General features: G+C 68.8%; 17 protein-coding genes. 9 read left to right on the forward strand and 8 right to left on the reverse strand.

Annotated elements, in window-relative coordinates; all coding sequences use genetic code 11:
- Positions 1 to 42 precede the first annotated feature (42 nt).
- Complete coding sequence (locus tag NNJEOMEG_RS05110) at positions 43 to 1,629, reverse strand: efflux transporter outer membrane subunit (RefSeq protein ID WP_173081964.1); 1,587 nt, start codon at positions 1,627 to 1,629, stop codon at positions 43 to 45.
- 164 nt (positions 1,630 to 1,793) lie between these two features.
- Here NNJEOMEG_RS05110 and NNJEOMEG_RS05115 point away from each other — a divergent pair, with 164 nt between their 5' ends.
- The 5 genes from NNJEOMEG_RS05115 (at position 1,794) to NNJEOMEG_RS05135 (ending at position 8,100) form a co-directional block, all read left to right on the forward strand.
- Entirely contained in the window at positions 1,794 to 2,633 is an 840-nt protein-coding gene (locus tag NNJEOMEG_RS05115; protein ID WP_173081966.1) for a hypothetical protein, read from the forward strand.
- Positions 2,634 to 2,692: 59 nt separating this feature from the next.
- Entirely contained in the window at positions 2,693 to 3,460 is a 768-nt protein-coding gene (locus NNJEOMEG_RS05120; protein WP_173081968.1) for a LytR/AlgR family response regulator transcription factor, read from the forward strand.
- Complete coding sequence (locus NNJEOMEG_RS05125) at positions 3,457 to 5,169, forward strand: LytS/YhcK type 5TM receptor domain-containing protein (RefSeq protein WP_235956842.1); 1,713 nt, start codon at positions 3,457 to 3,459, stop codon at positions 5,167 to 5,169. The genes NNJEOMEG_RS05120 and NNJEOMEG_RS05125 overlap by 4 nt, the downstream gene beginning before the upstream one ends.
- 135 nt (positions 5,170 to 5,304) lie before the next feature.
- On the forward strand, positions 5,305 to 7,116 hold the full coding sequence (locus NNJEOMEG_RS05130; protein ID WP_173081970.1) for a carbon starvation CstA family protein: 1,812 nt from the start codon (positions 5,305 to 5,307) through the stop codon (positions 7,114 to 7,116).
- Positions 7,117 to 7,644: 528 nt separating this feature from the next.
- Positions 7,645 to 8,100: a DUF805 domain-containing protein gene (locus tag NNJEOMEG_RS05135; RefSeq protein ID WP_173081972.1), complete on the forward strand. Its 456-nt coding sequence runs from the start codon at positions 7,645 to 7,647 to the stop codon at positions 8,098 to 8,100.
- A 335-nt stretch (positions 8,101 to 8,435) separates the two neighbouring features.
- Here NNJEOMEG_RS05135 and NNJEOMEG_RS05140 read toward each other — a convergent pair whose 3' ends face one another.
- The 6 genes from NNJEOMEG_RS05140 to NNJEOMEG_RS05165 all read right to left on the reverse strand — a co-directional run bounded on the left by NNJEOMEG_RS05140 (position 8,436) and on the right by NNJEOMEG_RS05165 (position 20,285).
- The gene (locus tag NNJEOMEG_RS05140) at positions 8,436 to 10,607 is read right to left on the reverse strand and encodes a malate synthase G (protein ID WP_173081974.1); all 2,172 of its coding nucleotides are present in this window, start codon (positions 10,605 to 10,607) and stop codon (positions 8,436 to 8,438) included.
- Positions 10,604 to 11,431, reverse strand: a complete 828-nt coding sequence (locus NNJEOMEG_RS05145) for an IclR family transcriptional regulator (protein WP_173081976.1) — start codon at positions 11,429 to 11,431, stop codon at positions 10,604 to 10,606. The genes NNJEOMEG_RS05140 and NNJEOMEG_RS05145 overlap by 4 nt, the downstream gene beginning before the upstream one ends.
- 164 nt (positions 11,432 to 11,595) lie before the next feature.
- Positions 11,596 to 14,970, reverse strand: coding sequence for a PAS domain S-box protein (locus NNJEOMEG_RS05150; RefSeq protein ID WP_173081978.1), 3,375 nt, complete (start codon positions 14,968 to 14,970; stop codon positions 11,596 to 11,598).
- Positions 14,967 to 17,480, reverse strand: a complete 2,514-nt coding sequence (locus NNJEOMEG_RS05155; protein ID WP_173081980.1) for a transporter substrate-binding domain-containing protein — start codon at positions 17,478 to 17,480, stop codon at positions 14,967 to 14,969. Before NNJEOMEG_RS05155 ends, NNJEOMEG_RS05150 begins: the two co-directional genes overlap by 4 nt.
- Before the next feature lie 71 nt (positions 17,481 to 17,551).
- On the reverse strand, positions 17,552 to 17,947 hold the full coding sequence (locus tag NNJEOMEG_RS05160) for a response regulator (protein WP_173081982.1): 396 nt from the start codon (positions 17,945 to 17,947) through the stop codon (positions 17,552 to 17,554).
- A gap of 4 nt (positions 17,948 to 17,951) precedes the next feature.
- On the reverse strand, positions 17,952 to 20,285 hold the full coding sequence (locus NNJEOMEG_RS05165) for an ATP-binding protein (protein ID WP_173081984.1): 2,334 nt from the start codon (positions 20,283 to 20,285) through the stop codon (positions 17,952 to 17,954).
- A gap of 76 nt (positions 20,286 to 20,361) precedes the next feature.
- On the opposite strand from NNJEOMEG_RS05165, the gene NNJEOMEG_RS05170 reads away from it, so the two are divergent.
- The gene (locus NNJEOMEG_RS05170; RefSeq protein ID WP_173081986.1) at positions 20,362 to 21,111 is read left to right on the forward strand and encodes a hypothetical protein; all 750 of its coding nucleotides are present in this window, start codon (positions 20,362 to 20,364) and stop codon (positions 21,109 to 21,111) included.
- Between the two features lie 32 nt (positions 21,112 to 21,143).
- On the forward strand, positions 21,144 to 21,809 hold the full coding sequence (phoU, locus tag NNJEOMEG_RS05175) for a phosphate signaling complex protein PhoU (protein WP_173081988.1): 666 nt from the start codon (positions 21,144 to 21,146) through the stop codon (positions 21,807 to 21,809).
- A 3-nt stretch (positions 21,810 to 21,812) separates the two neighbouring features.
- Here phoU and NNJEOMEG_RS05180 read toward each other — a convergent pair whose 3' ends face one another.
- The gene (locus NNJEOMEG_RS05180; RefSeq protein ID WP_173081990.1) at positions 21,813 to 22,910 is read right to left on the reverse strand and encodes a DUF362 domain-containing protein; all 1,098 of its coding nucleotides are present in this window, start codon (positions 22,908 to 22,910) and stop codon (positions 21,813 to 21,815) included.
- Between the two features lie 177 nt (positions 22,911 to 23,087).
- On the opposite strand from NNJEOMEG_RS05180, the gene buk reads away from it, so the two are divergent.
- Together buk and NNJEOMEG_RS05190 are read left to right on the forward strand one after the other, a co-directional pair.
- Positions 23,088 to 24,167, forward strand: a complete 1,080-nt coding sequence (gene buk / locus NNJEOMEG_RS05185; RefSeq protein WP_173081992.1) for a butyrate kinase — start codon at positions 23,088 to 23,090, stop codon at positions 24,165 to 24,167.
- Between the two features lie 70 nt (positions 24,168 to 24,237).
- Complete coding sequence (locus tag NNJEOMEG_RS05190; RefSeq protein ID WP_173081994.1) at positions 24,238 to 25,506, forward strand: hypothetical protein; 1,269 nt, start codon at positions 24,238 to 24,240, stop codon at positions 25,504 to 25,506.
- The last annotated feature ends 1 nt before the right edge of the window (position 25,507 follow it).

Below are 25,507 nucleotides of genomic sequence, written 5' to 3' on the forward strand. Positions count from 1 at the left end.
TTCGGGTTGGCGCGCCCGGGTACGTCTGGCGCGCACGCCTCGTCAGAAATCTGGGACGTAGCGTCCGGGTCCGGCCTTGGCCGGGTCATCCTGCTTCGCGGGGCTTTCGCCCAGCAGGGAGCCCCACCATGTGCGCCGTTTCATCTCGTCCTGGATGTCCTTGGGCACGGCGGGTTCGGGGCGCTCCTGCCAGCCGCCGCCCAGGGCGCGGTAGAGGCCCGTGAGGCCCAGCACGATCTCTCCCCGGGCCTGGGCCCAGGCGTTCTGCTGGGTCAGCTGGTCCTGCTGGGCCACGATGACGGTGGTGAAGTCGGTCTTGCCTTCGCGGTACTGCAGGAAGGCCAGCTCCGCGCCGCGCTTGGCGGCCTCGGCGGCCAGGGCCAGGCGCCCGGCCTTGACCCGGGACTGCTGGAACTCCGAGAGGCCGTCCTCGGCCTCCTTGAGGGCGGTGATCACGGCGTTGGAGTAAAGAAGCAGGGCCTCCTGGAACTTGGCGTCCTGGAGGCGCACGTTGTTCACGATGCGCCCGTAGTTGAAGAGGTTCCAGGTGAAGCTGGGGCCGAACCCGGCGGTGAAGCTCTGGGGCGCGAGCAGCTCCGCCAGGGAGAACACGCCCATGTTGGAGGAGAGCCAGCCCACGTTGCCGGTGAGGCTGAACGACGGGAAGAGATCGGCCTTGGCCACGCCGATGGAGGCGCACTGGGCCGCCGCGCGGAACTCGGCGGCGCGGATGTCCGGGCGACGCCGCAAGAGTTCGGCCGGGATGCCCACGCCCACCTGGTCCGGGGCGCGGGGGATGGAGGAGGTCTTGTTCAGGACGGCGGCCAGGTCCGAGGGGGGCATGCCCAGGAGCGCCGAGAGGGCGTGGCGTCCCTTCTGGATGTTTTTCTCCAGCACGGGGATGGTGGCCAGGGTGGATTCGAGCAGGGTCTTGGCCTGCATCACGTCGCGTTCGCTGGTGGCCCCCAGGCGGAAGCGCACGTCGGCGATGTCCAGGGCCTCGGTCTGCAGAACCACGTTCTCGCGGGCGATGCGCAGCTGCTCCTCGCTGACGCGCAGCAGGACGTAGGTGCTGGCCACGTCGGCGGTGAGGCTCGCCAGGGCGTTGTCGTAGTCGGCCACGCTGGCGGCCAGGGTCGCCTCGGCGGACTCCACGGCGCGGCGGTACTTGCCCCAGAAGTCCAGCTCCCAGGCGGCTGAGAACCCGGCGTTGTTCTGCCAGAAGCCCAGCTGGACGCCCGAGTCGTTGGGAGGCTGGGGCGAGGTGGGGGCGCGCTGGCTGGCCTCGGTGAAGGAATAGCCGCCCTGGGCCTGCTGGGTCTGGGGGAAGAGGCGTCCCACGGAGACGCCCAACTGGGCCCTGGCCTGGAGGATGCGCACTCCGGCGATGTGCAGGGGGATGTTCCGGGCGCGGGCCATGGTCGTGAGCTCGTCCAGGGCCGGGTCGGAGAGGAGCTTCCACCAGTCGTCGGCCACGGGAAGGTCGGCGGTGGCGGTCTTGCGTTCGGCTTCCATCCATGCCGGGGGCGCGGACGCTTCGGGCTTGCGGAAGTCCGGGCCGACCTTCATGCAGCCGCCGAGGACCAGCGGGGCCAGGAGCAGGAGAAGAATGCGCGCGCGTGGGGGCATGGTCCGTCCAATTGAGATTTCTGATGCTGCTTTCTTTTTCTAGCACAGGTGGCATGGGGTGAGGCAAGGGCAAATAACGGCTTCGCACGGTTTGACGCCACGCGCGGCCCCGGGTATGGAGTGGAAAGGGAGAGAACCGGTCCCTTCAAGACAAAGGAGGCCCCATGCGAGGTTTCGGCTCCGTACGCCGCGCGCTGCTGCTCCTGGCGCTGGTCTTCGCCCTGGCGTCGCCCTCCCGGGGCGCATCGCTCCAGGACGCGACCCTCGCCGTCTACAACGGCCTCTACGCCCAGGCCGTGTTGTCCGCCCAGGCTGATCTCGCGCACCTCAAGGAGCCGCCATCGGCCGCGTCCCTCTGGGACATCGACGCCGACGATCCCCGCATTCTGTGGAGCGGAACGCCGGGGCAAAGCCTCGTGCAGGTGACCACCTTCACCAAGGGCGTCTACTACCAGTCCTTCCGGTCCGGCCAGACCATCACGGCCGGGGCCGACCTCTGGGTGCTACCCGCCCCCCAGATGAAGACCGAGGTGCCCGAGGAGGACCCCCTCACCGCCGCGCTCAATCCCCGGCTGGCCACCGCCATGTACCTGGGCCTGCCCCCGACCAGCGCCAACGACTCCGTGGCCACCTTCTGGGCCAGCCCCGACGTGCTCTTGCGCCCCGCCGTGGACAACGCCATCGACCGCCACGACCTGCCCGCCTCCTACTCCCTGACCCTCCAGACCGTCCCCGCGGCCTCCCGGGCGCTCACGCCCGCCGAGGCCCCGGCCCCGGGTTTTTCGCCGACCTCCAACTACGTGGAGTGGTTCCAGGAGCGCCAGAGCGCCATCTTCGACTTCTCCGTCAAGGGCGGCCCCTACCCCTGGACGGGCCTGGGCTACACCTACGACTGGAACCCCGTCGCGCCGGACGTGGTGGGCGGCAGCGAGTTCGTCGCGCCCAAGGGCAGCCCGCTGGTTTTCGTCTCGCTCACGCCCGTGGCCGATTACTACAAGAAATAGGGCGCGCCCGGCGCTTTACAGCGCCGGCGAAGGCGGGTAGCCGGGGACCTGGAGCGCCCATGAACGTTCAAGTCCTCATCGTCGATGACGAGGCCCCGGCCCGCGACGAGCTGGCCTACCTCCTCGAAGCCCACCCGGACCTGCGCGTGAGCCAGGCCGCCACGGCCCAGGCCGCCCTGGAACACCTGCGCCAGCGCGGCGCGGACCTCGTGTTCCAGGACATCCAGATGCCCGGCCAGGACGGCTTCCACGTGCTCGCCGAAGCCCAGGCGCTGCCCCATCCGCCGCTCTTCGTCTTCGTGACGGCCTTCGACCAGCACGCCATCCGCGCCTTCGAGGAGAACGCGGCGGACTATCTGCTCAAGCCCGTGTCGCCCAGGCGGCTGGAGAAGAGCCTGGAACGCGTGCGCAGGCTCCTGGAGGAGCCCTGCCGCAACCCCTGGCAGGACACGTTGGAACGCCTGCTGGCCTCCCGGGGGCGCGCGTCCCTTCCCCGGCTGGCCGTTGAGCAGGGCGGGCGCGTGGCCATGATCCCGCTGGCGCGGGTGGTTCTCGTGGAGGCCGAGGAGAAGAAGGTGTTCGCGCTCACGGACCAGGGCCGCTTCGTCTGCCACTGCCTGAACACCCTGGGCCGCGCGGCCGAGCGCCTGGAGGGGCTGCCCTTCTTCCAGGCCAACAGGGCGCAGCTCGTCAACGTGGAGCGCATCGCGGAGTTCTCGCCCTGGTTCGGGGGCAAGTACCTGGTGGTAATGAACGACCAGGCGCGCACCGAGGTGACCGTGAGCCGCAACCGCGCCCGCGAATTCAAGCAGAGGGTGGGCATTTGAACACGCTGATCAATCCCGAGGTTCCCGAACTCTTCCTGAACCTCTCGCAACGCTTCGGCCTCCTGCTGGCGGGCGGCTTCGCCATCATGACGGTCACCTCCATCGACAAGCTGGGGCCTCGGCGCGACAGGCCCCTGTGGGCCACGCTGCTGCTGGTGGCGATGTTCGGCGTGTTCGGAGTGCTGGGCACCTACACGGGCAACGCGGTGTTCAAGTCCTTCGCCAACCTGCGGGCCATGGTGGTGGTGACGGCCGGGCTGTTCGGCGGCCCGGGCGTGGGCTTCGGCGTGGGGTTCATCGCCGGGGCGCACCGCTATCTCATCGACATCGGAGGCTTCTCGGCCCTGCCCTGCGGGCTGGCCACGCTCATCGAGGGCACGGCGGCCGGGCTCGTGGCCGCGCGCCTCACGGGCAACCGCCTGGACTGGCGGCTGGCCATGGGCCTGTGTCTGGCGGGCGAGACCCTGCACATGGGCCTGGTGCTCGCCTTCTCCCAGCCCCTCTCCGAGGCCGTGGCCCTGGTGCGCGTGATCGCCCTGCCCATGATCGTCTTCAACTCCCTGGGCGCGGCCCTCTTCGTGAAGGCCCTGGACCTCCAGATGCGTTTCCGCCAGGCCCAGAACCGCGACCTGGCCCGGCAGATCCTCTCCATCGCCAACCAGACCGTGGCCCACCTGCGCGCCGGGCTCACCGCCGGGACGGCCCGGGCCACCGCGGACATCATCCTGCGCGAGGCCCAGGTGGCCGCCGTGGCCGTCACCTCGGGCCAGACCATCCTGGCCCACGTGGGCGAGGGCCAGGACCACCACCTCTCCGGGGGCATGGTGCGCACGGCTGCCACGCGCCGGGTGATCGAATCCGGCGAGCCCCTCTTCGTGCGCGACCGCCAGGGCATCGACTGCTCCCAGCGCGGCTGCCCCCTCTCCGAGGCCATCATCGTGCCCCTGCGCAAGGGATCGGCGATCCTGGGCTGCCTGAAGATCTACGGCACCGGCAGACGCCCCCTGGACGAGACGCTCTTCGGGTTGGCCAAGGGACTGGCCGATCTCTTCTCCACCCAGCTGGAGCTGGAGGACATCGGCATCAAGAACCAGCTCCTGGCCCAGGCCGAGATCGGCCGCCTCCAGGCCCAGATCAACCCGCACTTTCTTTTCAATTCGCTCAACACCATCGCCAGCTTCTGCCGCACGGCCCCGGCCCAGGCCCGGGAGCTGCTCCTGGACCTCTCGCGCTACATGCGCCGCAACCTGGATTCCAGCCGGGGGCTCATCCGCCTCTGCGACGAGGTGGACCAGACCCGGGCCTATCTGGCCATCGAGCAGGCCCGCTTCGGCGAGCGCATCCGCGCCGAAATCGACCTGGCGCCCGGCGCGCAGGATTGCCTCGTGCCGCCCCTGATCATCCAGCCCCTGGTGGAGAACGCCGTGCGCCACGGCATCCTTTGCAAGGAGGAGGGGGGGGTGGTGCGCCTGCGCGCCCGGCGCGAAAACGGAGAGCTGCTGGTGGAGGTGGCCGACGACGGCGCGGGCATGGACGCCGCCCAGGTGTTCGCCATCCAGACCCGAGGCGGCGCGGAGTCGCTCTCCGAGGGCGTGGGCGCGCGCAACTCCAACCAGCGCCTCGTGCAGCTCTACGGCCCGGCCCACGCCCTGCGCGTGGAAAGCGCCCCGGGCGCGGGAACCAGCATCAGCCTGAGGATTCCGCAGTAGCATCTCGCGCCGCCGGGCGCTTCATCCCTCCCATCCGCTCTTTCATTCCCCTGATCGTCCCTTTCGCGCGCAAACCGGGGCGCGTCGCGCCCGGAGCGTGCATGCAGGGACCATCTCAAGCGGAGGAGGTCCGGCATGAACGCTCTGACCCTGGTGTTTGCGTCCCTCTGCCTCTTCGCCATCGGCTACCGCTTCTACGGCTTGTTCATAGCCAGGAAGGTGCTGGGGGCGAACGAGGCCAGGCTCACCCCGGCCATCAAGATGGCCGACGGCGTGGATTATGTGGAAACCAACAAATACGTGCTCTTCGGGCACCATTTCGCGGCCATCGCCGCCGCCGGGCCGCTGCTCGGGCCCGTGCTGGCCGCCCAGTTCGGCTATCTGCCGGGCGCTTTGTGGATCCTGGTGGGCTGCGTGTTCGCCGGGGCCGTGCACGACATGGTGGTGCTCTTCGCCTCGGTGCGCCACAAGGGCCAGAGCCTGGCCTACATCGCCACCCAGGAGGTGGACAAGTTCACCGGGTCGGTGGCCTCCTTCGCGGTGCTGTTCATCCTCATCCTCACGCTGGCGGGCCTCTCCATCGCCTGCGTGAACGCCATGCACGACAGCGCCTGGGCCACCTTCACCGTGTTCGCCACCATCCCCATCGCCATCTTCATGGGCCTCTACCTGCAGTACATCCGCCCCGGAGACGTGCGCGGCATGTCGCTCATCGGCGTGGCGCTGCTGGTGGCGGCCGTTGTGGGCGGCAACTGGGTGGCCCATCAGCCCGCCCTGGCGGCCGTGTTCACGCTCTCCAAGCCCGCGCTTTCCCTGGCCGTGCCCATCTACGGCGTGGCCGCGTCCATTCTGCCGGTGTGGCTGTTGCTGTGCCCGCGCGACTACCTCTCCACGTATCTCAAGATCGGCACCATCGCCATGCTGGCCATCGGCATCTTCTGGGTGCGCCCGGACCTCCAGATGGACGCCGTGACCAAGTTCTTCTCCGGCGGCGGCCCCATCATCCCCGGTCCGGTGTTCCCCTTCCTGTTCATCACCATCGCCTGCGGCGCGGTGTCCGGCTTCCACGCCATCATCGCCACGGGCACCACGCCCAAGATGCTCGATTCCGAGCGCAACCTGCTCTTCGTGGGTTACGGGGCCATGCTCACCGAGGGCTTCGTGGCCATCATGGCGCTCATCGCGGCTTGCACCATGGTCCCGGCGGACTATTTCGCCATCAACTCGGCCCCGGCCGTGTTCGAGAAGCTGGGCATGACCACCGTGCACCTCAACGACATCGCCGTGGCCGTGGGCGAAAAGCTCCAGGGCCGTCCCGGCGGCGCCGTGTCCCTGGCCGTGGGCATGGCCCAGATCTTCGCGGCCATTCCCCTGATGGAGAAGCTTGTGGCCTACTGGTACCACTTCGCCATCATGTTCGAGGCCGTGTTCATCCTCACGGCCATCGACGCGGGCACCCGCGTGGGCCGCTTCTTCCTGCAGGAGATGATCGGCCAGGTGGCTCCGCGCTTCAACGACAAGCGCTGGTGGCCGGGCGTCATCCTCACCTCCTTCCTGTTCACCTTCTCGTGGGGTTATCTGGTCTACACCGGCGACATCTCCACCATCTGGCCCCTGTTCGGCATGTCCAACCAGCTGCTGGCCTCGGTGGGCCTGATCATCGGCACGGTGATGATCATCCGCATCGGCAAGGCCAAGTACGCCTGGATCACGGGCGTGCCCGGCGTGGCCCTGACCTGCATGACCATGTGGGCGGGCTACCTCTCGGTGATGAACAACTTCCTGCCCAAGGGTCTGTATCTGCTCTCCACGCTGGCCGTGGTGGTGATGGTGCTCATGAGCATCGTGATCGTGGGCGCGGTGCGGCGCGTGTCGAGCCTGCTCAAGATCCAGAAGACCGTGCCCGACCAGTACGGCGAGGCCGTGCTGGAAGTGGTGCCCGAGTAACAAGGCGCTCATCCCCGCAAGGGGGTTCCTCCAGGGCCGCCGGACGCAAGTCCGGCGGCCTTTCGTTGTTTGGCGAGGCCTGGCATGTTGCTAAAGTGGTGCGTTTCCCTCACCGAGCCGGTGTCCGTTGTTGCTGTGAAGCGGATATACTCCCGGGTGAGAGCCTTTGCGCGTCCCTCGCCGGGCGGCATCCCGTCAATCCGCCGATCATGCGCGCCACTTGTAGAACGTCCCGCCGGATATCGCGTTCTTCCTGCCCAGATCAGCCACGGCTGCGCCAGCCTCGTCCTGCTTGAGGACCACAAAGGTATGCTCTTCGGTGCAACGGCTCATTGTTATGATCGCTACCTCCTTGGCTGAAGTCACGAACATCGGCGCGGTATCAGTTGGAGGAATGGTTGGTGGATGCTGAAACTGGTATTCCGTCTCGGGACTCGCGAGGCGTATGCTCTCTAGTTGGTGATGGGTGTCGATTGACGGAAAGAAATAATATGTGGTATGCTATGAAAAATAATTAGGAGGGTGACCATGAATCTTGGAAGTGTACTTTTTAGCCCATCCGGAAGAATTTCAAGGGAGCCATTTTGGGTTGGTTTTTGTTGTGTCTTCATTGTTGGTTGGATTGCTAGCGAACTAAAAAATGAAACGATGGCTTTGTTTATGTTTATTTTGACTCTTTATATGAGTATATCGGTCTACGGGAAGAGGTTGCATGACCTTGGCAAATCGTCATGGAACCAGCTTAATCCCCTTGTGTTTAGTGTGGCCTCTGTAGTGTTTGGCGGAATATTCTCAGATTTTTTTATAGATAAAAACCCTGCTGTTGCGATAGTTTTGTTTGGTTCTGCCTTGTTGCTTCCGTCATTGATATACATAGCTTACGCCCTTATGGTTGGGCTGCCTGCTGGTATGCCAGGGGATAACAAGTATGGTCCTAATCCTCTTGAGAAAACTGCCGTATCGGCAGGTGCAGGGAATGGTTGATAGATTCAATAATACTCTGCGTATACTTGGAATGCCATGCTGTGTGTCTCGAGTGGGCACGGACTGTCGAGACGTTGTAGACGTGAGAGCATAAAAAAGCATCATTGCCACAGCGAGAGTAGTCGCTGGACACAGCATCCCTGGTTCTGCAGATTATTGGACGCTTTGTCTGCCTAGTCGGTTTGCGCCTCGCTCGTCTTGTGAAGTCCTCCAACGAAGGCGGCGTAGGGGGGCTGTAAGTTGAGAACGGCCTCACTTCATGGATACAAAAAAGAAGGCCGCCGGACCCACGCCCGGCGGCCTCCTTCATTCCATCTTTCCTTCGTCAGTCCCGACTAAATCTGTCCGAACTTCCTCTTCGCCTCGATGCGCTTGGCGTGCAGGATGGGCTCGGTGTAGCCGCTGGGCTGGGCGCGGCCCTGGAGCACCAGCGCGCACGCGGCCTGGAAGGCCACGGAGTTCTCGAAGTCCGGGGCCATGTTCCGGTAGGCCGGGTCGCCCGCGTTCTGGCGGTCCACCACGGCGGCCATGCGCTTGAGCGTCTCGATCACCTGTTCCTCCGAGCACACGCCGTGGCGCAGCCAGTTGGCCAGGTACTGGCTGGAGATGCGCAGGGTGGCGCGGTCCTCCATCAGGCCCACGTCGCTCAAGTCGGGCACCTTGGAGCAGCCGATGCCCTGTTCCACCCAGCGCACCACGTAGCCGAGGATGCCCTGGGCGTTGTTGTCGAGTTCGCGCTGCACCTGTTCGGCCTTGAGCGAGCCCTTTTCCATGAGGGGGATGGTCAGAAGGTCCGCGAGCTTTGCCCGGCGCTTGCCGATCATGCCCTGCTGAACCTCGAGCACGTTCACGAAGTGGTAGTGCATGGCGTGCAGCGTGGCGGCCGTGGGCGAGGGCACCCACGCCGTGTTGGCCCCGCTCAGGGGGTGGCCGATCTTCACCTCCACCATCTCGGCCATCATGTCGGGCTTGGCCCACATGCCCTTGCCCACCTGGGCCTTGCCCGAGAGCCCGCAGGCCAGGCCCACGTCCACGTTCCAGTCCTCGTAGGCCTTGATCCAGGCGGCCTGGCGCATGGCGTCCTTGCCCACCATGGGGCCTGCCTCCATGCTGGTGTGGATTTCGTCGCCGGTGCGGTCCAGGAAGCCGGTGTTGATGAAGATCAGGCGCTCGCGCGCGGCGCGGATGCACTCCTTGAGGTTCACGGTGGTGCGCCGCTCCTCGTCCATGATGCCGATCTTCATGGTGTTGGGCGCAAGGCCCAGGGCCTTTTCCACCGCGCCGAAGAGCTCCGCCGTGAAGGCGACCTCCTCGGGGCCGTGCATCTTGGGCTTCACGATGTACACCGACCCGGCGCGGCTGTTGCGGAGCTGGCCCAGGCCCTTGATGTCGTGGATGGCCAGCAGGCCCGTGACCATGGCGTCCAGGATGCCTTCCGGGATTTCCGCGCCGTCCTTGAGCACCGCGCTGGTGGTCATCAGGTGTCCCACGTTGCGCACCAGGAGCAGGCTGCGCCCGGGCAGGCTGAAGGCCTTGGCGTCGGGGCCGAAATAGGCGCGGTCCGGGTTCAGGCGGCGCTCCACGGTCTTGCCTGCCTTGGCGAAGCTGGCGCTGAGGCTGCCGTCGAAGAGCCCCAGGATGTTGGCGTAGGCCTGGGCCTTGTCGGGGCCGTCCACGCAGGCCACCGAGTCCTCGCAGTCGAGGATGGTGGTCACGGCGGACTCGAGGACCACGTCCTTCACTCCGGCAGGGTGGGCCTTGCCCACGGGGTGCGCGCGGTCGATGCGGATCTCGCAGTGCAGGCCGTGGTTGGCCAGGAGGATCACCGAAGGCTCGGGCGCGCCCACGTAACCCTTTAACAGCGACGCATCGGCCAGGCCGGTGGACCCGCCGCCCGTCAGGCCCACCACGAGCTTCCCGCCCTCGACCTTGTAGGACGCGGCCTGGGCGTGGGAGCCCTCGGCCAGGGGGAAGGCCTTGTCCAGGAACTGGGCGGCCCGGGCCACCACGGCCTCGCCGCGCTTGGGGTTGTAGGCGAGGCCCTTCTCCAGGCCGGGGCCTTCGGGGATCACGTCCGTGCCGTAGAGGGCGTCGTAGAGGCTGCCCCAACGGGCGTTGGCCGCGTTGAGGGCGTAGCGCGCGTTGGTGACGGGCACCACCAGCTGCGGACCGGCCACGCGGGAGATTTCGGGGTCGACGCCCGTGGTCTCGATGGCGAAGTCCGGCCCCTCGGGGACCAGGTAGCCGATCTCGCGCAGGAAGGCCTCGTAGGCGGCGGGGTCGTGGGGCTGCCCGGCGCGGTCCTGGTGCCAGGAGTCGAGGGCCTGCTGCAGGGCGTCGCGCCGGGCCAGCAGTTCGCGGTTGCGCGGGGCCAGGCGGTCCAGGATGTCCGACAGGGACTTCCAGAAGCCCGGGGCGTCCACGCCGGTCCCCTGGCAGGCCTTGGCGACGAGCTCGGCCAGGGGTTTGGACACGTCGAGACCGGAGATGTGAACACGCTCGCTCATGGATTGCTCCTCTTGGAAGGGTGGGGTTGGTGGCGGGGCTCCGGCGTCCCGGAGTCCCGCGGCTGGTGTTGCGGCCCGGGGGCGTGGCCCATCTGGGCGGAAATGTCGGCGGCGACGCGGATCACCAGCGCGCCCAGTTCGGGAAGGCGTTCGGGGGTGAGCCGGGCGCTGGGGCCGGAGACGCTCAGGGCGCCGGCCGGGAGCCCTCCGGCCTGGCGAATGAGGGCGGCGGCGCAGCGCACGCCGGTCTCCATCTCCTCGTCGTCCACGGCGTATCCCTGGCGGCGCACGGCTTCCAGCTCCCGGAGGAAGGCGCCGGGGTTCAGGATGGTGCGCGGCGTGCGCGCCGCGCGCGGGGAGGACTCGAAACATGCCATGGCCTTGTCCGAGTCCAGGGAGGCCAGGTAGGCCTTGCCCACCCCGGAGCAGGAGAGGGGCACGCGCGCGCCCACGCGGGTGAACAGGCGCAGCATGGAGCGTGTGGCGCACTCCTGCTCCACGTAGACGGCCTCGTCGGCGTCGAAGACCACCAGGTTGACGGCCTCGCCAGTCTCGCGGGCCAGGGCCTCCATGAAGGGGCGGGCGGCGGCGGCCAGGTCCAGTTCGGCGCGTACGCGCGCGCCCAGCTCCAGCAGGCGGATGGAGAGGCGGTAGTCCCGCGAGCCGGGTTCCTGGCGCACATAGCGCCAGGAGGCCAGCACGGCGAGCAGGCGGTGCACGGTGGAGGGCGGCATGCCCGTGGCCCGGGCCAGTTCGCCCACTCCTGCGCGGCCTCGCGCGGCCAGGGCATCCAGCAGGACGAGGGCCTTGTCCAGGGAGGTCATGCGTTTGTTCCATTATATGGAATCGATGTCGCCATACTTGGAATCGTAAGGCAAGGGGCTGGCGGGGTCAAGCAATCACCCCGGGCGGGTAGACTTGCAGCGCGAGGCGGGCCTGTGAAGAGGTGGCCCCGACGGGGCGGAGCGGTCCGTCCGGTCGCGCCGGATCAGGCCAGGGGCAGCCGGACGATGAAGCGCGCGCCCTTGCCCGGGCGCGAGACGGCCTCCACGGTCCCGCCGTGGTTGTTCACCACGATGAAGTAGGAGACCGAGAGACCCAAGCCCGTGCCCTCTCCCACGGGCTTGGTGGTGAAGAAAGGCTCGAAGATGCGCTTGCGCACGTCTTCGGTCATGCCCGGGCCGTTGTCCTCGATGTCCACGCGGGCGAAGTTCCCCTCCCGTGCGGTGGTCAGGGTGATGGCCGGTTCGGGGGTGTCGCGCATGGCCTGCGCGGCGTTGGCCAGGAGGTTCATGAGCACCTGCTGGATCTGGTTTTCCTTGCAGGGCACGGGGGGCAGTTGTGGGTCGTAGCGGCGTTCGATGCGGATGTTGCGGAAGTCGTACTTCTTTTTCAGGTCGTAGTCCGTGGCGCAGAGTTCGAGGGCCTTGTCCAGGAGCTGGCCGAGGTCGGCCAGAGGCCTGCTCTGGTCGCCGGTGCGGCTGAATTCGAGCATGGTGGCCACGATGGAGGCGGCGCGGCTTCCGGCGTCCCGCACGGAGTCGAGGAAGTGGAGCACGTCGCGCGCTTCCATGTAGCGTCGGATGCCTTCCAGGGTGCACCCCGCGTTTGATGCGGCCTCGGCATTGGCGGAGATGTCCTCGGTGAGGCGGCGGCGGATGATCTGCACGTTCTGGAGGATGCCCGAGAGGGGGTTGTTGATCTCGTGGGCCATGCCTGCGGCAAGCCCGCCCACGCTCATCATCTTCTCGGTCTGCACCATGAGCTCGCGCACCTTGTTGCGCTCGGTGATGTCGCGGGAGATGCCGAACATGCCGTTGACGCGGCCCTGCTCGTCGCGCACCGGGCCCTTGGTGGAGAGGAAGATGCGCTCCCCATCCGCCGTGGAGAGCGTTTCCTCGTATTGTCTCGAATCGGCCATGGCCATGATGGACTGGTCGTGTTCCATGATCCGGCGGGCCTCCTCGGGCGGGAAGAGGTCCGCGTCGTCGTGGCCCAGCACCTCGTGTAGGGTGCGCCCCAGGACGCGGGCGGTCTCGGAGTTGGCCAGCACGTAGACGCCCTGGAAGTTCTTGACGAAAACGGCGTCGCTGGTGCCCTCCACCACGGAATGCAGGAGGTTTTTCTGGCGGGCGAGCTCCTCCTCGGCCATCCGGCGCTCGGTGATGTCGATGCCGATGCCGCCCAGCAGCTCGCCCCCGGAGCGCGTGGGGATGGCGAACTTGTGCGTTTCGAAGCAGCGCTCGCGGCCGTGGGAGTCCTGGAAGGTTTCCACCACGCGGCGGTATTTGCTCGCCATGGCCATGCGGTCGTCCTCGTCGATGCGCCGGGCCACCTCGGGCGGGAAGAGTTCGTCGCTGGTCTTGCCCAGGGGAGCCTCCCAGCCGAAGAGGTCCTTGAGGTAGGAGTTGACGAAGAGGGTGCGGCCGTCGGCGTCCTTGATGAACACGGCGGCCAGGAGCCATTCCATGAAGAGATGGAAGCGCTCTTCGCTCTCGCGCAGGGCTTCCTCGGCCTGGCGGCGCTCGGTGATGTCGATGTTGATGCCCAGGATGCCAAGGATGTCTCCGCCCTCGCGGATGGGGGCCACGAGGGAGTGGTAGATGCCCTCCCGACCGTCCGCGGTGACGTAGCGTCGTTCGCCCTCCACCAGTTCGCCCGTAAGCACGCGGCGGTTCACGTCCTGCCAGACGAACTGCACGGCCTTGTCCACGCCGTTCTCGTCGGCCGTGGCGGCGCCGAGGTTCCCCCAGAGGCGCACGGATTCGTCGCTTTGCATGATCACGCGGTCTTGCGGGTCGCGCGCCCAGAAGTCGAAGGGGAGGTTGCGCAGCATGGCGCGCAGCAGGGCGTCCTTGCGGGCCAGGGCCTCTTCCACGAGTTTGCGGCCGGTCACGTCGCGGTAGACCGAGAGCACGTGGGGCGGGCCGTCGTCCAGGAGCACGGAGCGGCCCGACACGTCGAGCCAGCGGGTCTGGCCGTCCTTGCGCAGGATGCGGAAGGCGTAACGGGCTTCCAGGATGAGCCCGGCGGCGCGGTCGGCCAGCTTGGAGCGCACCAGGGCGCGGTCGTCGGGGTGGATGATGCCGAAGATGCGCTGGGAGTCCATGGCGTAGACCTCTTCGGCTGTGTAGCCGGTGAGGTCCGCGAAGGCCTGGTTGACCAGCGTGAGCCGGGGCGGGTCGCCCTCCATGATGGAGATGGCGTCCAGGGACTGCTCGAAGAGGTTGCGGTAGCGGGTTTCGCTTTCGAACAGGGCGTGGGCGGCGCGGTCGCGTTCGTCCTGGCGCTGCTGGATGAGCCCCGCCATGGCGTCCAGGGCGGCGGCGAGGCGTCCCAGGTCGGAGGGGCCGTGGCGCTGGCCGGTCCTGGCTTGCAGGTCGCCCTGGCCGATGCGCCCGGCGGTGTCGGCCAGGCGGTTGAGACGGCGTCCGATCACGATGTCGCCCAGTGTCCAGGCCAGGACCAGGGCCAGGGCGGCGGCGGCCGCCAGCAGCGCGAGGTTCTTGCGGGTGGCCTGGCGGGCCTGGGCCAGGGCCTGTTCCAGGGGGATGCCGATCATCACGGTCATGTAGGGCGCGCCGCCCGGGATCAGGCGCAGGCGTTTGAAGGCGTAGAAGCGCTCCGTGGCGTCGGAGCCTTTGAGGCGCACCACGCCTTCATCCGGTCCGGCCGAGACGGCCTGCCAGACCTCCTGGCGGATGGGCCTTCCCAGGGGGTTGGTGGCGGCCTGGGGAGAGAAGAAGATTCGCAGCCCCTTGTGGTCGGTGATGCCCAGGATGGAGCCGGGCGGTAATTTCAGCTGCTGGGTGAGTTCCTCGTAGGTTGAAAGGCGCAGGGCGGCCACCAGCAGGCCCACGGGGCGTCCCAGGGGGTCCAGCACGGGGTAGGCGAAAGGGAAGACGGGTTCGTAGGCCGTGCGGCTGACGACGTACTCCCCGGCCGAGAAGCCGCGCTGGGCCAAGGCCTCCTGGAAATGCTTGCGGTCGGAGAGGTTCACGCGCTCGAAGGGCAGGGCCGAGGCCCGGATGTTTCCTTCGGGGTCGGTGAGCAGGATGTTCACGTAACTGGGGTTTGCAGCCAAAAGCCTCGAAAAAATAGAGGAACTTGCATCGGCTTCGCCGTGTTGCACCTCGGGCATGACGGCCAGCGACCCCAGAAGCTGGCGTGTTGCCGCGGTAAGTCGCTCCTGGATTTCACCGATGGACACGGCCGCGCGCAGGGCGTTGCGCGAGGCGTCTTCGGTGAGATGGTCGTGCAGGACCGCCCCGTCGTGCAGGATGATGCCCAGGGCGGGGGCGATGGCGGCCAGCACCACCAGCAGCAGGCTCGTACGCACGGAGAGGTCGTGGGGGCGTCTCACGGGGAGTGCTCTCTTGAGATCGAAAAGGGCAGGCGGATCACGAAGCGCGCGCCGCCTCCGGGGGGGGACTCCACCTCGATGGAACCGGAATGGTTGGCCGTGACGATGAAGTAGCACACGGCCAGCCCGAGCCCCGTACCCTTGCCGGGGGCCTTGGTGCTGAAGAAGGGGTCGAAGGCCTTGCGGCGTTGCAACTCATCCATGCCGGGGCCGTTGTCCTGGATCTCGATGCGGGCCATGCCCCCTTCGGAGCACACGCTGACGACGATGCGCGCGGGCTCTTGCGTCCGGTTCGGGTCGTTCAGGGCCTGGGCCGCGTTGCGCAGCACGTTCACGGCCACCTGTTCGATCTGCCCGGCCACGCAGGGGACGGGGGGCATGCCCGGCTCGTACTGGCGGAGGATTTCGATGCGGGCGAAATCGCAGCGTCCGGTCTGCCCGCATTCGGCGGCGCAGTGGGCCAGGGCTCTGTCCAGGATGTCCGCGAGGCTCACGGGCTCCTTGCCCGCGCCGGAGCGCCGCGCGAAATCGAGCATGTCCGCCACGATGGCCGAGGCCCTGGCCCCGGCCTCCCGCGCCCCGCGCAGAAGCAGGGGGATTTCACGGGCCTCCAGGTAGCCCCTCACCGAGCCCAGGGTGCATCCGGCCTGGCGGGCGGCCTGTTCGTCGGCCTGGCCCCGTCCTTCCATGCGCCGCAGCACCACCTGGATGCTCTGGAGCATGCTGGCCAGGGGATTGTTGATCTCGTGGGCCATGCCCGCCGCCAGGCCGCCCACGGAGAGCATCTTCTCGGACTGGATCATCATTTCCTGCATGCGCGCGCGCTCGGTGACGTCGGCTGTAATCACCAGAAGGAAGGCCCCGTCCGCCAGCCCCACGCGGGCGAAGGTGCAGGAGGCCACGGCCGGGCGTCCGCCGGGGCGGGGGGGGCGCACGTCCAGGCTCAGGGGACCCTCCCCGGCCATGACGCGTTCGGCCAGGGCGCGCGCGTCCTCCTTGTCCCATGCGCCCACCTGGCCGAAGCCCGGCGGCGGCGTGCACCCGGGCGGCAGCCCCAGGATCTGCGCCGCGCGCCGGTTGGAGAGCACGCAGGCCCCGGTGTCGGGCTCGAACACCTGGATGCCCACGGGCGAATGTTCCAGGATGGCCTCGTTGAAGGCCAGGGCCTTGCGCAGGGCCTCCTCGGCCTGCTTGCGCGCGGTGATGTCCGCGTGGGTTCCGAGAACGCGCAGGGGCTTGCCCTCGGGCGTGCGGGCCATCACCTTGCCGCGCGAGAGAATCCAGCGGTAGGAGCCGTCGCGGCAGGCCATGCGCAGTTCCATGGAGATCACGGGGCGCTTGCCTTCCATGTGTTCGCGCACGTGCTCCAGGGCGAGGTCCAGATCGTCGCGGTGCACGCGGGTGCGCCAGTCGTCGAAGCTGTCGCCCACTTCGTGGTCGGCGTAGCCCAACTGCGATTTCCAGCGCGAGGAGAAATAAACCTTGTCGTTGATGACGTTCCAGTCCCACACGCCGTCGTCGGAGCCTTCCAGGGCGAACTGCCAGCGCTCCTCGCTGCGGGCGAGCTCCTCAACGAGGCGGGCCAGTTCGGCGGTCTTGGCGCGCACCCTGCGCCGCAGGGCCAGGTTGAAGCAGGCCAGCGCCAGCACCAGGGCGGCGGCCACTCCCAGGGCGATGGCGGCCATGCGCCACATGCGGGGATCGGTAAGGGGCGTGCCGAGCCATTTGCGGTCCAGGGCTTCGCGCTCCTGGGGGGTGAAGGCCGCGAAGCCCCCCTCCACCAGGGCCAGCAGGTCGTCGCGGCCCTTGTGCACGGCCCGGTGGAACTCGCCGGTGTAGAGGGTGAAGGCGTAGCGGAACTGGCCGCTCAGGTTGTATTTGGCCAGGTAGTAGAGGGCGGGGGGCTTGTCCACGGTGAAGACCTTCACCTCGCCGCGCCCGGCGGCCAGGATGAGTGCCTCGTAGCTGGGGTATTCGCGCACGGCGGCGATGCCCGCGCGGGCCAGGATGGCCAGGGAGGCGTCCCCGGCCTTGGCCCCAACCTCGAACCCCTTGAGCGACTCCACGCCCGTGATGCCGCTCACGCTCTCGTGGTGGAAGACGGGGACCTCCAGCGTGGCGTAGGGCTTGGTGAAATCGTAGAGTTTGGCGCGCTGGTCGTTGTAAAAGATGGTGTCGATGACGTCGGCGCCGCCCTGGCGCATGATCTGCTGGGCCTTGTCCCAGTCGGTGGCGATCACCTCGGCCTTGACTCCGGTCTTTTGCGACCACAGCTCCCAGGCGTCCGGCAGCAGCCCCTGGATGCGCCCGTCCTCGGCGCGAAAGATGTAGGGGGGGTAGTTGTCGTCGATCACCACGGTGATGGACGCGGGCCGATGGGAGGCCCGGGCCGGGGCCGCGGCGTCCGGGGTGAGGGACGCCAGCAGCGCCAGCAGGACGGCCAGAAAGACCGTCCAGGCCGCGAGGGCTCGGCGCTTGGGCGTCACGAGGGCGTGCCTGTTTGTGAGCATGGAGTACATTATTGGCGAAAACCCGGCGATGTTCAACCCGAAACCCGGAAAGCGGCGCATGCCGCGGACGATCAGTGCCGGGGAGCGGCGGCCCCCCGGGCGATCAGGCGTTCGATGGTCCTGGCGATGATTTCGGGGTCCTCGCAGGGCTTGTTGAAGATTTCCTCCGGCGTGACCCCGGCGTTGGCCAGGTCCCCGGGGATTTCGTAGTTCCATGAGCCGGTATAGATCACGAACTTGAGCTGGGGGCGCATGCGGCTGGCCTTGGCGATGAATTCGTTGCCGGTCATGCCGGGCAGGCGGATGTCCACGGTGCAGGCGTCCACCTTTTCGCGCAGGAGCATCTCCAGGGCGTCTTCGGCGCAGATGGCCGTGAGCACGGTGAAGCCGTAATCCTCGAAGCAGTCTCGCAGGTTGCTGCGCAGCTGGGGTTCGTCGTCGATGACGAGCACGACGGGTTCGGCCATGGCGCTAGGCCCTCCCTCGCGGCAGGCGGACGGTGAAGGTGGTGCCCTCTCCGGGTTCCGAGCACACGTCCAGCGCGCCGCCGTAGGAGTTGGTGACGATGAAATAGGAGACCGATAGGCCAAGCCCCGTGCCTTCGCCCACCTTCTTGGTGGTGAAGAAGGGCTCCATGACGCGCCGGCAGGTCTTTTCGTCCATGCCGGGGCCGTTGTCGCGGATTTCGGCCACGATGTCCTCTCCGTCCACGCGCACGTCGAAGCGCACCTCGGGCTCCTGGCCTTCCGGGTAGCGTTTGGAGGCCATGGCCTGGCAGGCGTTCTTGACGATGTTCAGAAACACCTGGACCAGTTCGGTTTCCACGAAGTGTCCCGAGGGGTCCTGGGCGGAGTCGTCGTAGGTGAAGCGCACCTTCTTGATGTCGTAGTCTTTCTTGAGGTCCCAGTCGGACTGGGCCAGTTCCACGGCCTTGTCCAGCAGGGCGCGCACGCGCAGGGGGGCGCGCTGGGTTCCCCGGGGGCGGCTGAAGTTGAGCATGGAGCGCACGATGCGCGCGGCGCGGTGTCCGGCGTCCACGATGTCGGCCAGGTAGGAGGGGATGTGGCGCGCCTCCAGGTAGGCGTGCACGGCGGTGAGGGCCACCCCGGCCTGGGCGGCGGCGGCCTCGTTGGCGGGCAGACCCGGGGAGATGCGGCGCAGGGCGTTCTGGGCCGAGTGCACGATGATGCCCAGGGGGTTGTTGATCTCATGGGCCATGCCCGCGGCCAGTCCGCCCAGGGAGACCATCTTCTCCGACTGGATGACCATGTCTTCCATGCGCTTGCGCGCCGAGATGTCGGAGAAGACCACCATGCCCGCGATGATTTCGCCGTGGCGGTTGCGGATGGGGCGTCCCGAGAGCAGGATCCAGGATTCCAGGCCGTCGTGGCGCGTGACGCGCATCTCCACGTTGTCGATTTCCGCGCCGTCCACGATGGTCCGGGGCAGGGCCAGTTCGGAGGTCTTGTAGGGTTCGCCGTCGGGGCGGCGGCAGATCCAGTCGATATCGCCCTCGCGCAGGTAGCTGGCGTTCTGTCCGGCTTCGGAGCGGATGCCCATGATGCGTACGGCCTCGGGGTTGGCCATGGCCAGGGTCACGTCGGGGGCCTCGGCCACCATGATGCCCGCCGGGCTCTGGTCGATGATGGCCGAGAGCATGGCCTGGGCGCGTTCCAGGTTGCGTTCCGCGCGCCTGCGGGCCAGCACGCTGAACGAGAGGGCCACGATGGCCCCGGCCATGATCGCCATGGAGGCCACCACCACGGGGATGGCCTGGCGGTGGCGATCCAGCAGGCTCACGGGCTCGTTGACCAGCAGGCTGTCCCGGGGCAGGACGCTCGTGGGCACGCCGAAGCGGCGCAGCTGGTCGTGGTCGAACATGGTCAGGGTGGGCGGGGTGCGCGTCACGGGGATGTCGCGTTCGCCCGAGAGCACGCGCAGGGCCAGGCGTCCGGCCTCGCGGCCCTGGAGCTTGCCCGAGAGCACGCTGCCGCCGAAGGCCCCCTTGCCCATGAGGAAGTCCCACATGACGAACACCGGCACGGAGCAGGCCGCCGAGAGGATGTCCACGGCGAAGTCCGGGTAGATGCGCCCCGCGCGGTCGCGTCCGAAGCTGCCCAGCAGCAGGATGGCCTCGCCGGACTGTTCGGGGCCGCAGAAGCGGAAGGTCTCCTCCAGGGAGGCGTTGTCCAGGAACACCACCTCGAAGCGGCCCTGGAAGGCGCGCGCGGCGGTGACGATCTCGCGGCGTTCGGCCAGGCCGCTCTCGGTGTCCTCCAAGAGGCAGTAGACGCGTTTGAGGTCCGGGAAAACGGTGAGCGCGGCCTTGAGCGAGCCTTCGGCGTCCATCTCCTCGGTGACGCCCGTCACCTGGCCATGGCCGGCGATCAGGGCGTCGGTGAAGCCGTTGAGGCCGCAGAACACGATGGGGGCGTCCCCGAAGAGGTCGGCCCGGTGGTTCAGGGCGAAGAGCAGGGCGGCGTTGTCGGAGGTGATGATCACGTCGAAGCGGCGCCCCGCGTGCTTGAGGGCCAGGGCCTGGGCCAGGGTGTCCAGGTTCTCCTTGCTGGGGAAGCGCTTCCAGTCCAGGAACTCCACGTAGGGCTCGAAGTTGGGGTCCTGGCGGCGGAACTCGGCGAGCACGCCGGCCTGGATCTCGTCGGTCCAGGGGAAGCCCGCGTGGTAGGAGTGCAGCAGGAGCACCTTGCCGGAGAACGCGGCGGCGTGCTCCGACCGGGCGACTTGCGCGGGGAGGCAGCACAGGACTACAAGGAGCCAGGCGAGGGCTTGTGCGACGGCTTTCAACGCGTGCTCCCGGCTGGAGGGTTCTCTGGTTTCCGCAAGCATATCCAAGTTTTTTCGCGATGTCATCCGACGGGGCGTGTTGCGCGGCGTTTCGGTGGGGCAGGGCGCGGAGCAGGCCCCCGGCTCGGGCATGCTCCCACTGCGCGAACTTCTGAAGCCGGAGGAGCGCTTCGTGGCGCTCCTGGGCTCGGGCGGCAAGACGGCCCTGATGCGCGCCCTGGCGCGGCAGATGGCCGGATGGGGCGAGCGCGTGCTCCTGGCGGCCTCCGAGGGTTCGCCCCTGCCGGGTCGCAACGTCTTCCTCACGGCCCGGGGCGGGCGGCCCCCGGCCTACACCATGCTCACCCTGGCCCGGGACGCGCACCCCGAAACCGGCCTGGCCCAGGCCCTGGACCCGGACGAGATCCCCGACGTGGCCGGGCGCTTCGGGGCGCACAGGGTGTTCGTGGAGCTGGGCGCCTCGGGGGGCAGGCCACTGCCCTCGGGGCCGTTCGCGCCCGCGCCCGAATGGGCCGGGGTGGTGGTGGCGGTGCTGGGCCTGGACGCCCTGGGCATGCCCCTGGACGAGGCCTCGGCCGATCCCCTGGCCCTGGGACTCTCGGCCGGTCTCTCCCCCGGGAACGCCGTGGACGCCCGGACCCTGGAGGCCGTGGCCGCCGCGCTGTTGGCGGGCGCGCCGCCCGGGGCCAGACGGGTGGTCTTCCTCAACAAGGCCTGCGTGCACGCCCTGCCCGGCAGCGCCCTGGCGGCGGCTCCCGCCGGGGACGTGGAATTCCTGGCGGGCTCCGCGCTGCGGGGTTGGTTCTTGAACCGCGGAGGCGTTTGACGTAACGGTCGGCGCGGGGGACTGGAGAACGCATGCACAACGAATTCGATGATGAACTGCTCAGGCTGCGGGTGCTCATGGGCGAAATGACGGCCAGGGCCGGGGAGTCGCTGGAAAAGGCCCTGCGCTCGGTGCGGGAGCGCCAAGCCGCTCCGGCCCAGGAATGCATGGACAACGACGACGTCGTGGACTCCCTCGAATGCCGCGCCGAGAGGCTTTGCCTGCGCCTGCTGGCCCTGCGCCAGCCCGTGGCCCGGGACCTGCGGCTGCTGGTGGGGTCCATGCGCGTGGCATCCAACCTGGAGCGCATCGCGGACGAGGCCGTGAACATCGCGGAGCGCAGCCTCGTGCTGCTGGAGAGCCCGGCGCACGCGGACACCCCCGCTCTGTGGACCATGACCGGGGCCTGCCTGGAGCTCTACGCCGCCACGCGCCGCGCCTGGACCGAGGGCTCGGCGGAGCTGGCCAGCGCGGTGCGCAAGGAGAACCTGGCCGTGCACGGGCTCCACGTGAAGGCCTTCCGGGAGCTTTCCGCACTGATGGTCGCCGGACCCGAGGCCATGGAGCGCTCCATGCAGCTCTCCTTCGTGGCCTATTCGGTCAAACGCGTCTGCGACCGCTGCGCCAACGTGGCCGAGAGCGTGGGCTTCATCGTGGACGGGCGCGACCTCAAGCACGCCGGGTGCGCCGGGGCCTAGGCCTCAGCGCCCCGCGCACCCCGGGCACTGGGCGGCCTTGAGGGCGATGGCCTTCTCCGGGCACATTTCCTGGCAGCAGTAGCAGGCGATGCAGGCCTGCGCGTCCACCACGGGCAGGCCGTCCTCCATTGCGAGGGCCTGGGCCGGGCACTGGGCCGCGCAGGTGCCGCAGCCGGTGCAGGCGGCGGCGTCCACCACGGGGCGGGCCAGGGCGCGTTCCTCCAGGATGCGGCGCAGGCCGTCGGCGTGGCCCTGGGCCGCGTCGTCCAGGGGCGGGTGGCGGAAGCCTTCCAGCAGCAGGAGTTCGCCGTCGAGCTCCACGTCGGCGTGGTCGAAGGAACCCAGGCCCAGATCCCGGGCGCGGACCAGGAAGGGCAGGCGGGCCGGGTCGATGCCCATCATGCGCGCCATCACCGCATCCAGGGCCACGGACGAGTCCGAGGCCAGCACGCGGCCCACCCAGCGCAGGTCCTTGGAGGCGGGGCCGTTGCCCTGCATGCCCAGCACGGCGTCCATGATCACCAGGTCGGGCGCGCGCAGGCGGAAGACGTCCGTGACCACGTGGTGGAAGCGCTCATGACCCCCGGCCAGGCGGTGCAGCTGGGCCTTCTGCGCCCCGGGCAGGATGCCGTAGCTGTTCTTGATGGCCCCCGTGATGCCCGTGAGCCCGTGGGTCTTGAACTTGGGCACGCTGATGAACACGTCGGATTCCATCACCGCGCGCGAAACCTGAAGCCTGCCGCCGTATCCCTCGGCAAAGGGGACTTCCACGGCGTCCTGGCCGATGTTGCGGTAGTGGCCGCGTGCGGCCTCCATGAGCCCGCAGCGCTCGAAACTGGCCTCGTTGGCCCCGTAGCCGTGCAGGCCGGGGTTGTCGCCAACGGTGACGCAGGCCGGGCCATGCTCCTCCACGCAGCGCACCACGGCCTCCAACACGGCCGGATGGGTGGTGACGGCCTCTTCTGGGCGGGCAGGGCGCAGCACGTTGGGCTTGATCATCACCTTCGCCCCGGCCAGGGGCAGGGGGAACAGCTCGAAGGCGCGGCGCACGGCGTCCTGGCAGTCCTGGTAGTCGGCGGCGCGGGTCATCACGATAGGCATGGCGTGGGCCTCCTTGGGGTGCGGCGGCGCAGCATACCCCCGGGAGGCGGACCTGCCAAGGGGCGCGGGGATCGCCGCAGCCAGGCCCCGTCCCGTCTTCGGCGTAGCCCGAGGCCTGGCCGGGGGGGGCTCGGCCCGGGCGTTGACCGCGCGGCCCGTTTGCACCACACTGCGTCCATGGCTCCCGCGCGCATCCTGGCCGTGAACCCCGGCTCCACCTCCACCAAGGCAGCCCTCTTCGAGGACGGGGCGCTCGTGCGCTCCGTGGAGGCAGGGCATCCCGCCGGGGAACTGGCCCGCTTCGCGCGCGTAGTCGATCAATTGCCCGCGCGCATGGCCGCCCTGGACGCCCTCCTGGGCGAGACAGGCCCCCTGGAGATGGTCATCGGGCGCGGCGGCTTCCTGGCCCCGCTGCCCGGCGGGGTCTGGGCCGTGGACGAGGCCATGCTCGCGGAGCTGCGCCTGGCCCCGCGCGGCGAGCACGCCAGCAACCTGGGGGCCTTCATGGCCCGGGAATACGCGCTCCGCGCCGGGTGCCCGGCCGTGATCGCGGACCCGCCCGTCACCGACGAGATGGAGGACGCGGCACGGGTCACGGGGCTGCCCGGGGTGGAGCGCCGGGTGATCTTCCACGCCCTGAGCCAGCGCGGCGCGGCCCGCGAGGCTGCGCGCCGCCTGGGCCTGGACTACGCGTCCGCCCGGCTGGCCGTGGCCCACCTGGGCGGGGGCGTCTCGGTGGGCGCGCACCGCCTGGGCCGCGTCGTGGACGTGACCAACGCCATCGACGGCGAGGGGCCGCTCTCGCCCCAACGCTCCGGGGCCGTGCCCCTGCTGCCGGTCCTGGACCTGATCGAGCGCGGTGAGCGCTCTCCGGCCGACCTGCGCCGCCAGATCGTGAGCGGCGGCGGGCTCCTGGGGCTTTTGGGCACGGACGACCCGCGGGCCGCCCAGGCGGCCATGGAGGCGGGCGACGCCCGCTCGGGCCTGGTGCTGCGCGCCCTGGCCTACGGCGTGGCCAGGGCGTTGTGGTCCACGGGCGCGGCCCTGGAGGGCAGGCCCGACGCGGTGGTGCTCACGGGCGGCATGGCCCGGTCCGCCTGGCTGACGGGAGAGATCGGCCGACTCACGCAGGCCCTGGCCCCGCTGGTGACCGTCACGGGCCTTGAGGAGCTGGAGGCCATGGCCCGCTGGGCGGAGCTGGCCCTCTCGGGGCAGGCCACCGTGCGCTCCTACCCGCCGGGAACGGGCGGCGGTTGACGCAGGCCCCGCTCCTTCGCTATCCGAAGCATCGGCCCTCCCGGGCACACTCCAGCGAGAAGGACCCCCGATGCCCCGGCCTCGCGCCTCCAGCCACCCGCTCCTCCTTCTCGCCCTGGCCTTTCTCCTTTGCCCGTTGTCGGCGCTGGCCGCCAAGCTCTCCGAAGCCTTCGAGACCCCCTACAACCTGAGCGCCTCGCGCATCCTGCCCCCGGAGCTGCTCTCCGGGCCGCACCATCGCGTGGAAGAGCAGGTGGAGAACGACGGCTACATGAACACCTACCGGGTGCGTTCGCGCTACGGGCCCTACCGCGTGGTCTCCACGGCGCTGCTGGCCGTGCGCGTGCGCGAGTTCGAGGCCATGGCCGCCATGGACAAGGTGGCCGGGGGCGAGCAGTTCGGCAAGAGCGTGCTGGAGGGGGGCGAGAGCGTGCTCAAGGGCGTGGCCAACCTGGTCACCTCGCCGGTGGAGACCCTGGAGAGCGCCGCCTCGGGCGTGGGCAAGCTCTTCGCGCGCGCCGAGGAAGGCATCTCCGGCAGCCCGCCAAGCAACCACGAGGACTCCACGGGGGCCAAACTCACGGGCTTCGCCTCGACGCGGCGCGCCCTGGCCGTGGCCTTCGGGGTGGACCCCTACACCACCAACGAGCCCCTGCGGAAGCGCCTCTCGGACCTGGCCGCCGCCGGGTACACCGGGCAGCTGACCTCCATGGGCCTGAAAGCGCTGATACCCGGAGGCGTGGGGCTGGCGGTGTCGGGCGTCTCCAGCGTGAACTGGCTGGGCGAGGTGGACCTGGCCCAGCCCCCGAGCGACCTGCGCATGAAGAACCGCGCGGACCTGGAGCGCCTGAAGACGCCTTCGGGACCGGCCACCGCCTTCATGGACAACCGTGAGTACACGCCCACCCAGCAGACCCTCACGGTGCGCGCCCTTTCGGCCATGGGCGGCCCGGGCGGGCTGGACGTGTTCCTGCGCCTGGCCGCCTCCACCGAAAACCAGGACCAGGCCCTGTTCCGCACGCGCATGGCCCGCATGTACGCGGGCTACGCCCGCAAGGTGGACGCCCTCAAGGGCTTCGTGGCCCTGGGGCGGCTGGCCGGGGCCAAGGCGGCCTCTGGCAGGCTGGTGCTCTGCTTCCCCCTGGACCACCTCTGCTGGACCCCCGACGTGGCCCGCCTGGCCACGGACATCGAGGCCGGGCGCGAGCGCGTGGGCGCGGGGCCGGTGGAGCTGTGGGTGACGGGCACGGTGAGCCAGAAGGTGCGCTCTCTCTTCGCGGCCAGGGGCTGGACCGTGCACGAAAAGGCCGGAAAGGAGCTCCTGGACGAGGATTTCTGAG

Origin of the sequence: Fundidesulfovibrio magnetotacticus (assembly GCF_013019105.1) — a bacterium.
In the GTDB taxonomy this organism is placed as follows: domain Bacteria; phylum Desulfobacterota; class Desulfovibrionia; order Desulfovibrionales; family Desulfovibrionaceae; genus Fundidesulfovibrio; species Fundidesulfovibrio magnetotacticus.

What these genes read in the sequence shown, in the direction of transcription:
- NNJEOMEG_RS05115 (WP_173081966.1), top strand. Translation starts at nt 1,794, where the DNA reads ATGCGAGGTTTCGGCTCCGTACGCCGCGCGCTGCTGCTCCTGGCGCTG.
- NNJEOMEG_RS05110 (WP_173081964.1), bottom strand. Translation starts at nt 1,629, where the DNA reads ATGCCCCCACGCGCGCGCATTCTTCTCCTGCTCCTGGCCCCGCTGGTC.
- NNJEOMEG_RS05135 (WP_173081972.1), top strand. Translation starts at nt 7,645, where the DNA reads ATGAATCTTGGAAGTGTACTTTTTAGCCCATCCGGAAGAATTTCAAGG.
- NNJEOMEG_RS05145 (WP_173081976.1), bottom strand. Translation starts at nt 11,431, where the DNA reads ATGACCTCCCTGGACAAGGCCCTCGTCCTGCTGGATGCCCTGGCCGCG.
- buk (WP_173081992.1), top strand. Translation starts at nt 23,088, where the DNA reads ATGGCTCCCGCGCGCATCCTGGCCGTGAACCCCGGCTCCACCTCCACC.
- NNJEOMEG_RS05160 (WP_173081982.1), bottom strand. Translation starts at nt 17,947, where the DNA reads ATGGCCGAACCCGTCGTGCTCGTCATCGACGACGAACCCCAGCTGCGC.
- NNJEOMEG_RS05140 (WP_173081974.1), bottom strand. Translation starts at nt 10,607, where the DNA reads ATGAGCGAGCGTGTTCACATCTCCGGTCTCGACGTGTCCAAACCCCTG.
- phoU (WP_173081988.1), top strand. Translation starts at nt 21,144, where the DNA reads ATGCACAACGAATTCGATGATGAACTGCTCAGGCTGCGGGTGCTCATG.
- NNJEOMEG_RS05130 (WP_173081970.1), top strand. Translation starts at nt 5,305, where the DNA reads ATGAACGCTCTGACCCTGGTGTTTGCGTCCCTCTGCCTCTTCGCCATC.
- NNJEOMEG_RS05190 (WP_173081994.1), top strand. Translation starts at nt 24,238, where the DNA reads ATGCCCCGGCCTCGCGCCTCCAGCCACCCGCTCCTCCTTCTCGCCCTG.
- NNJEOMEG_RS05180 (WP_173081990.1), bottom strand. Translation starts at nt 22,910, where the DNA reads ATGCCTATCGTGATGACCCGCGCCGCCGACTACCAGGACTGCCAGGAC.
- NNJEOMEG_RS05120 (WP_173081968.1), top strand. Translation starts at nt 2,693, where the DNA reads ATGAACGTTCAAGTCCTCATCGTCGATGACGAGGCCCCGGCCCGCGAC.
- NNJEOMEG_RS05155 (WP_173081980.1), bottom strand. Translation starts at nt 17,480, where the DNA reads ATGCTCACAAACAGGCACGCCCTCGTGACGCCCAAGCGCCGAGCCCTC.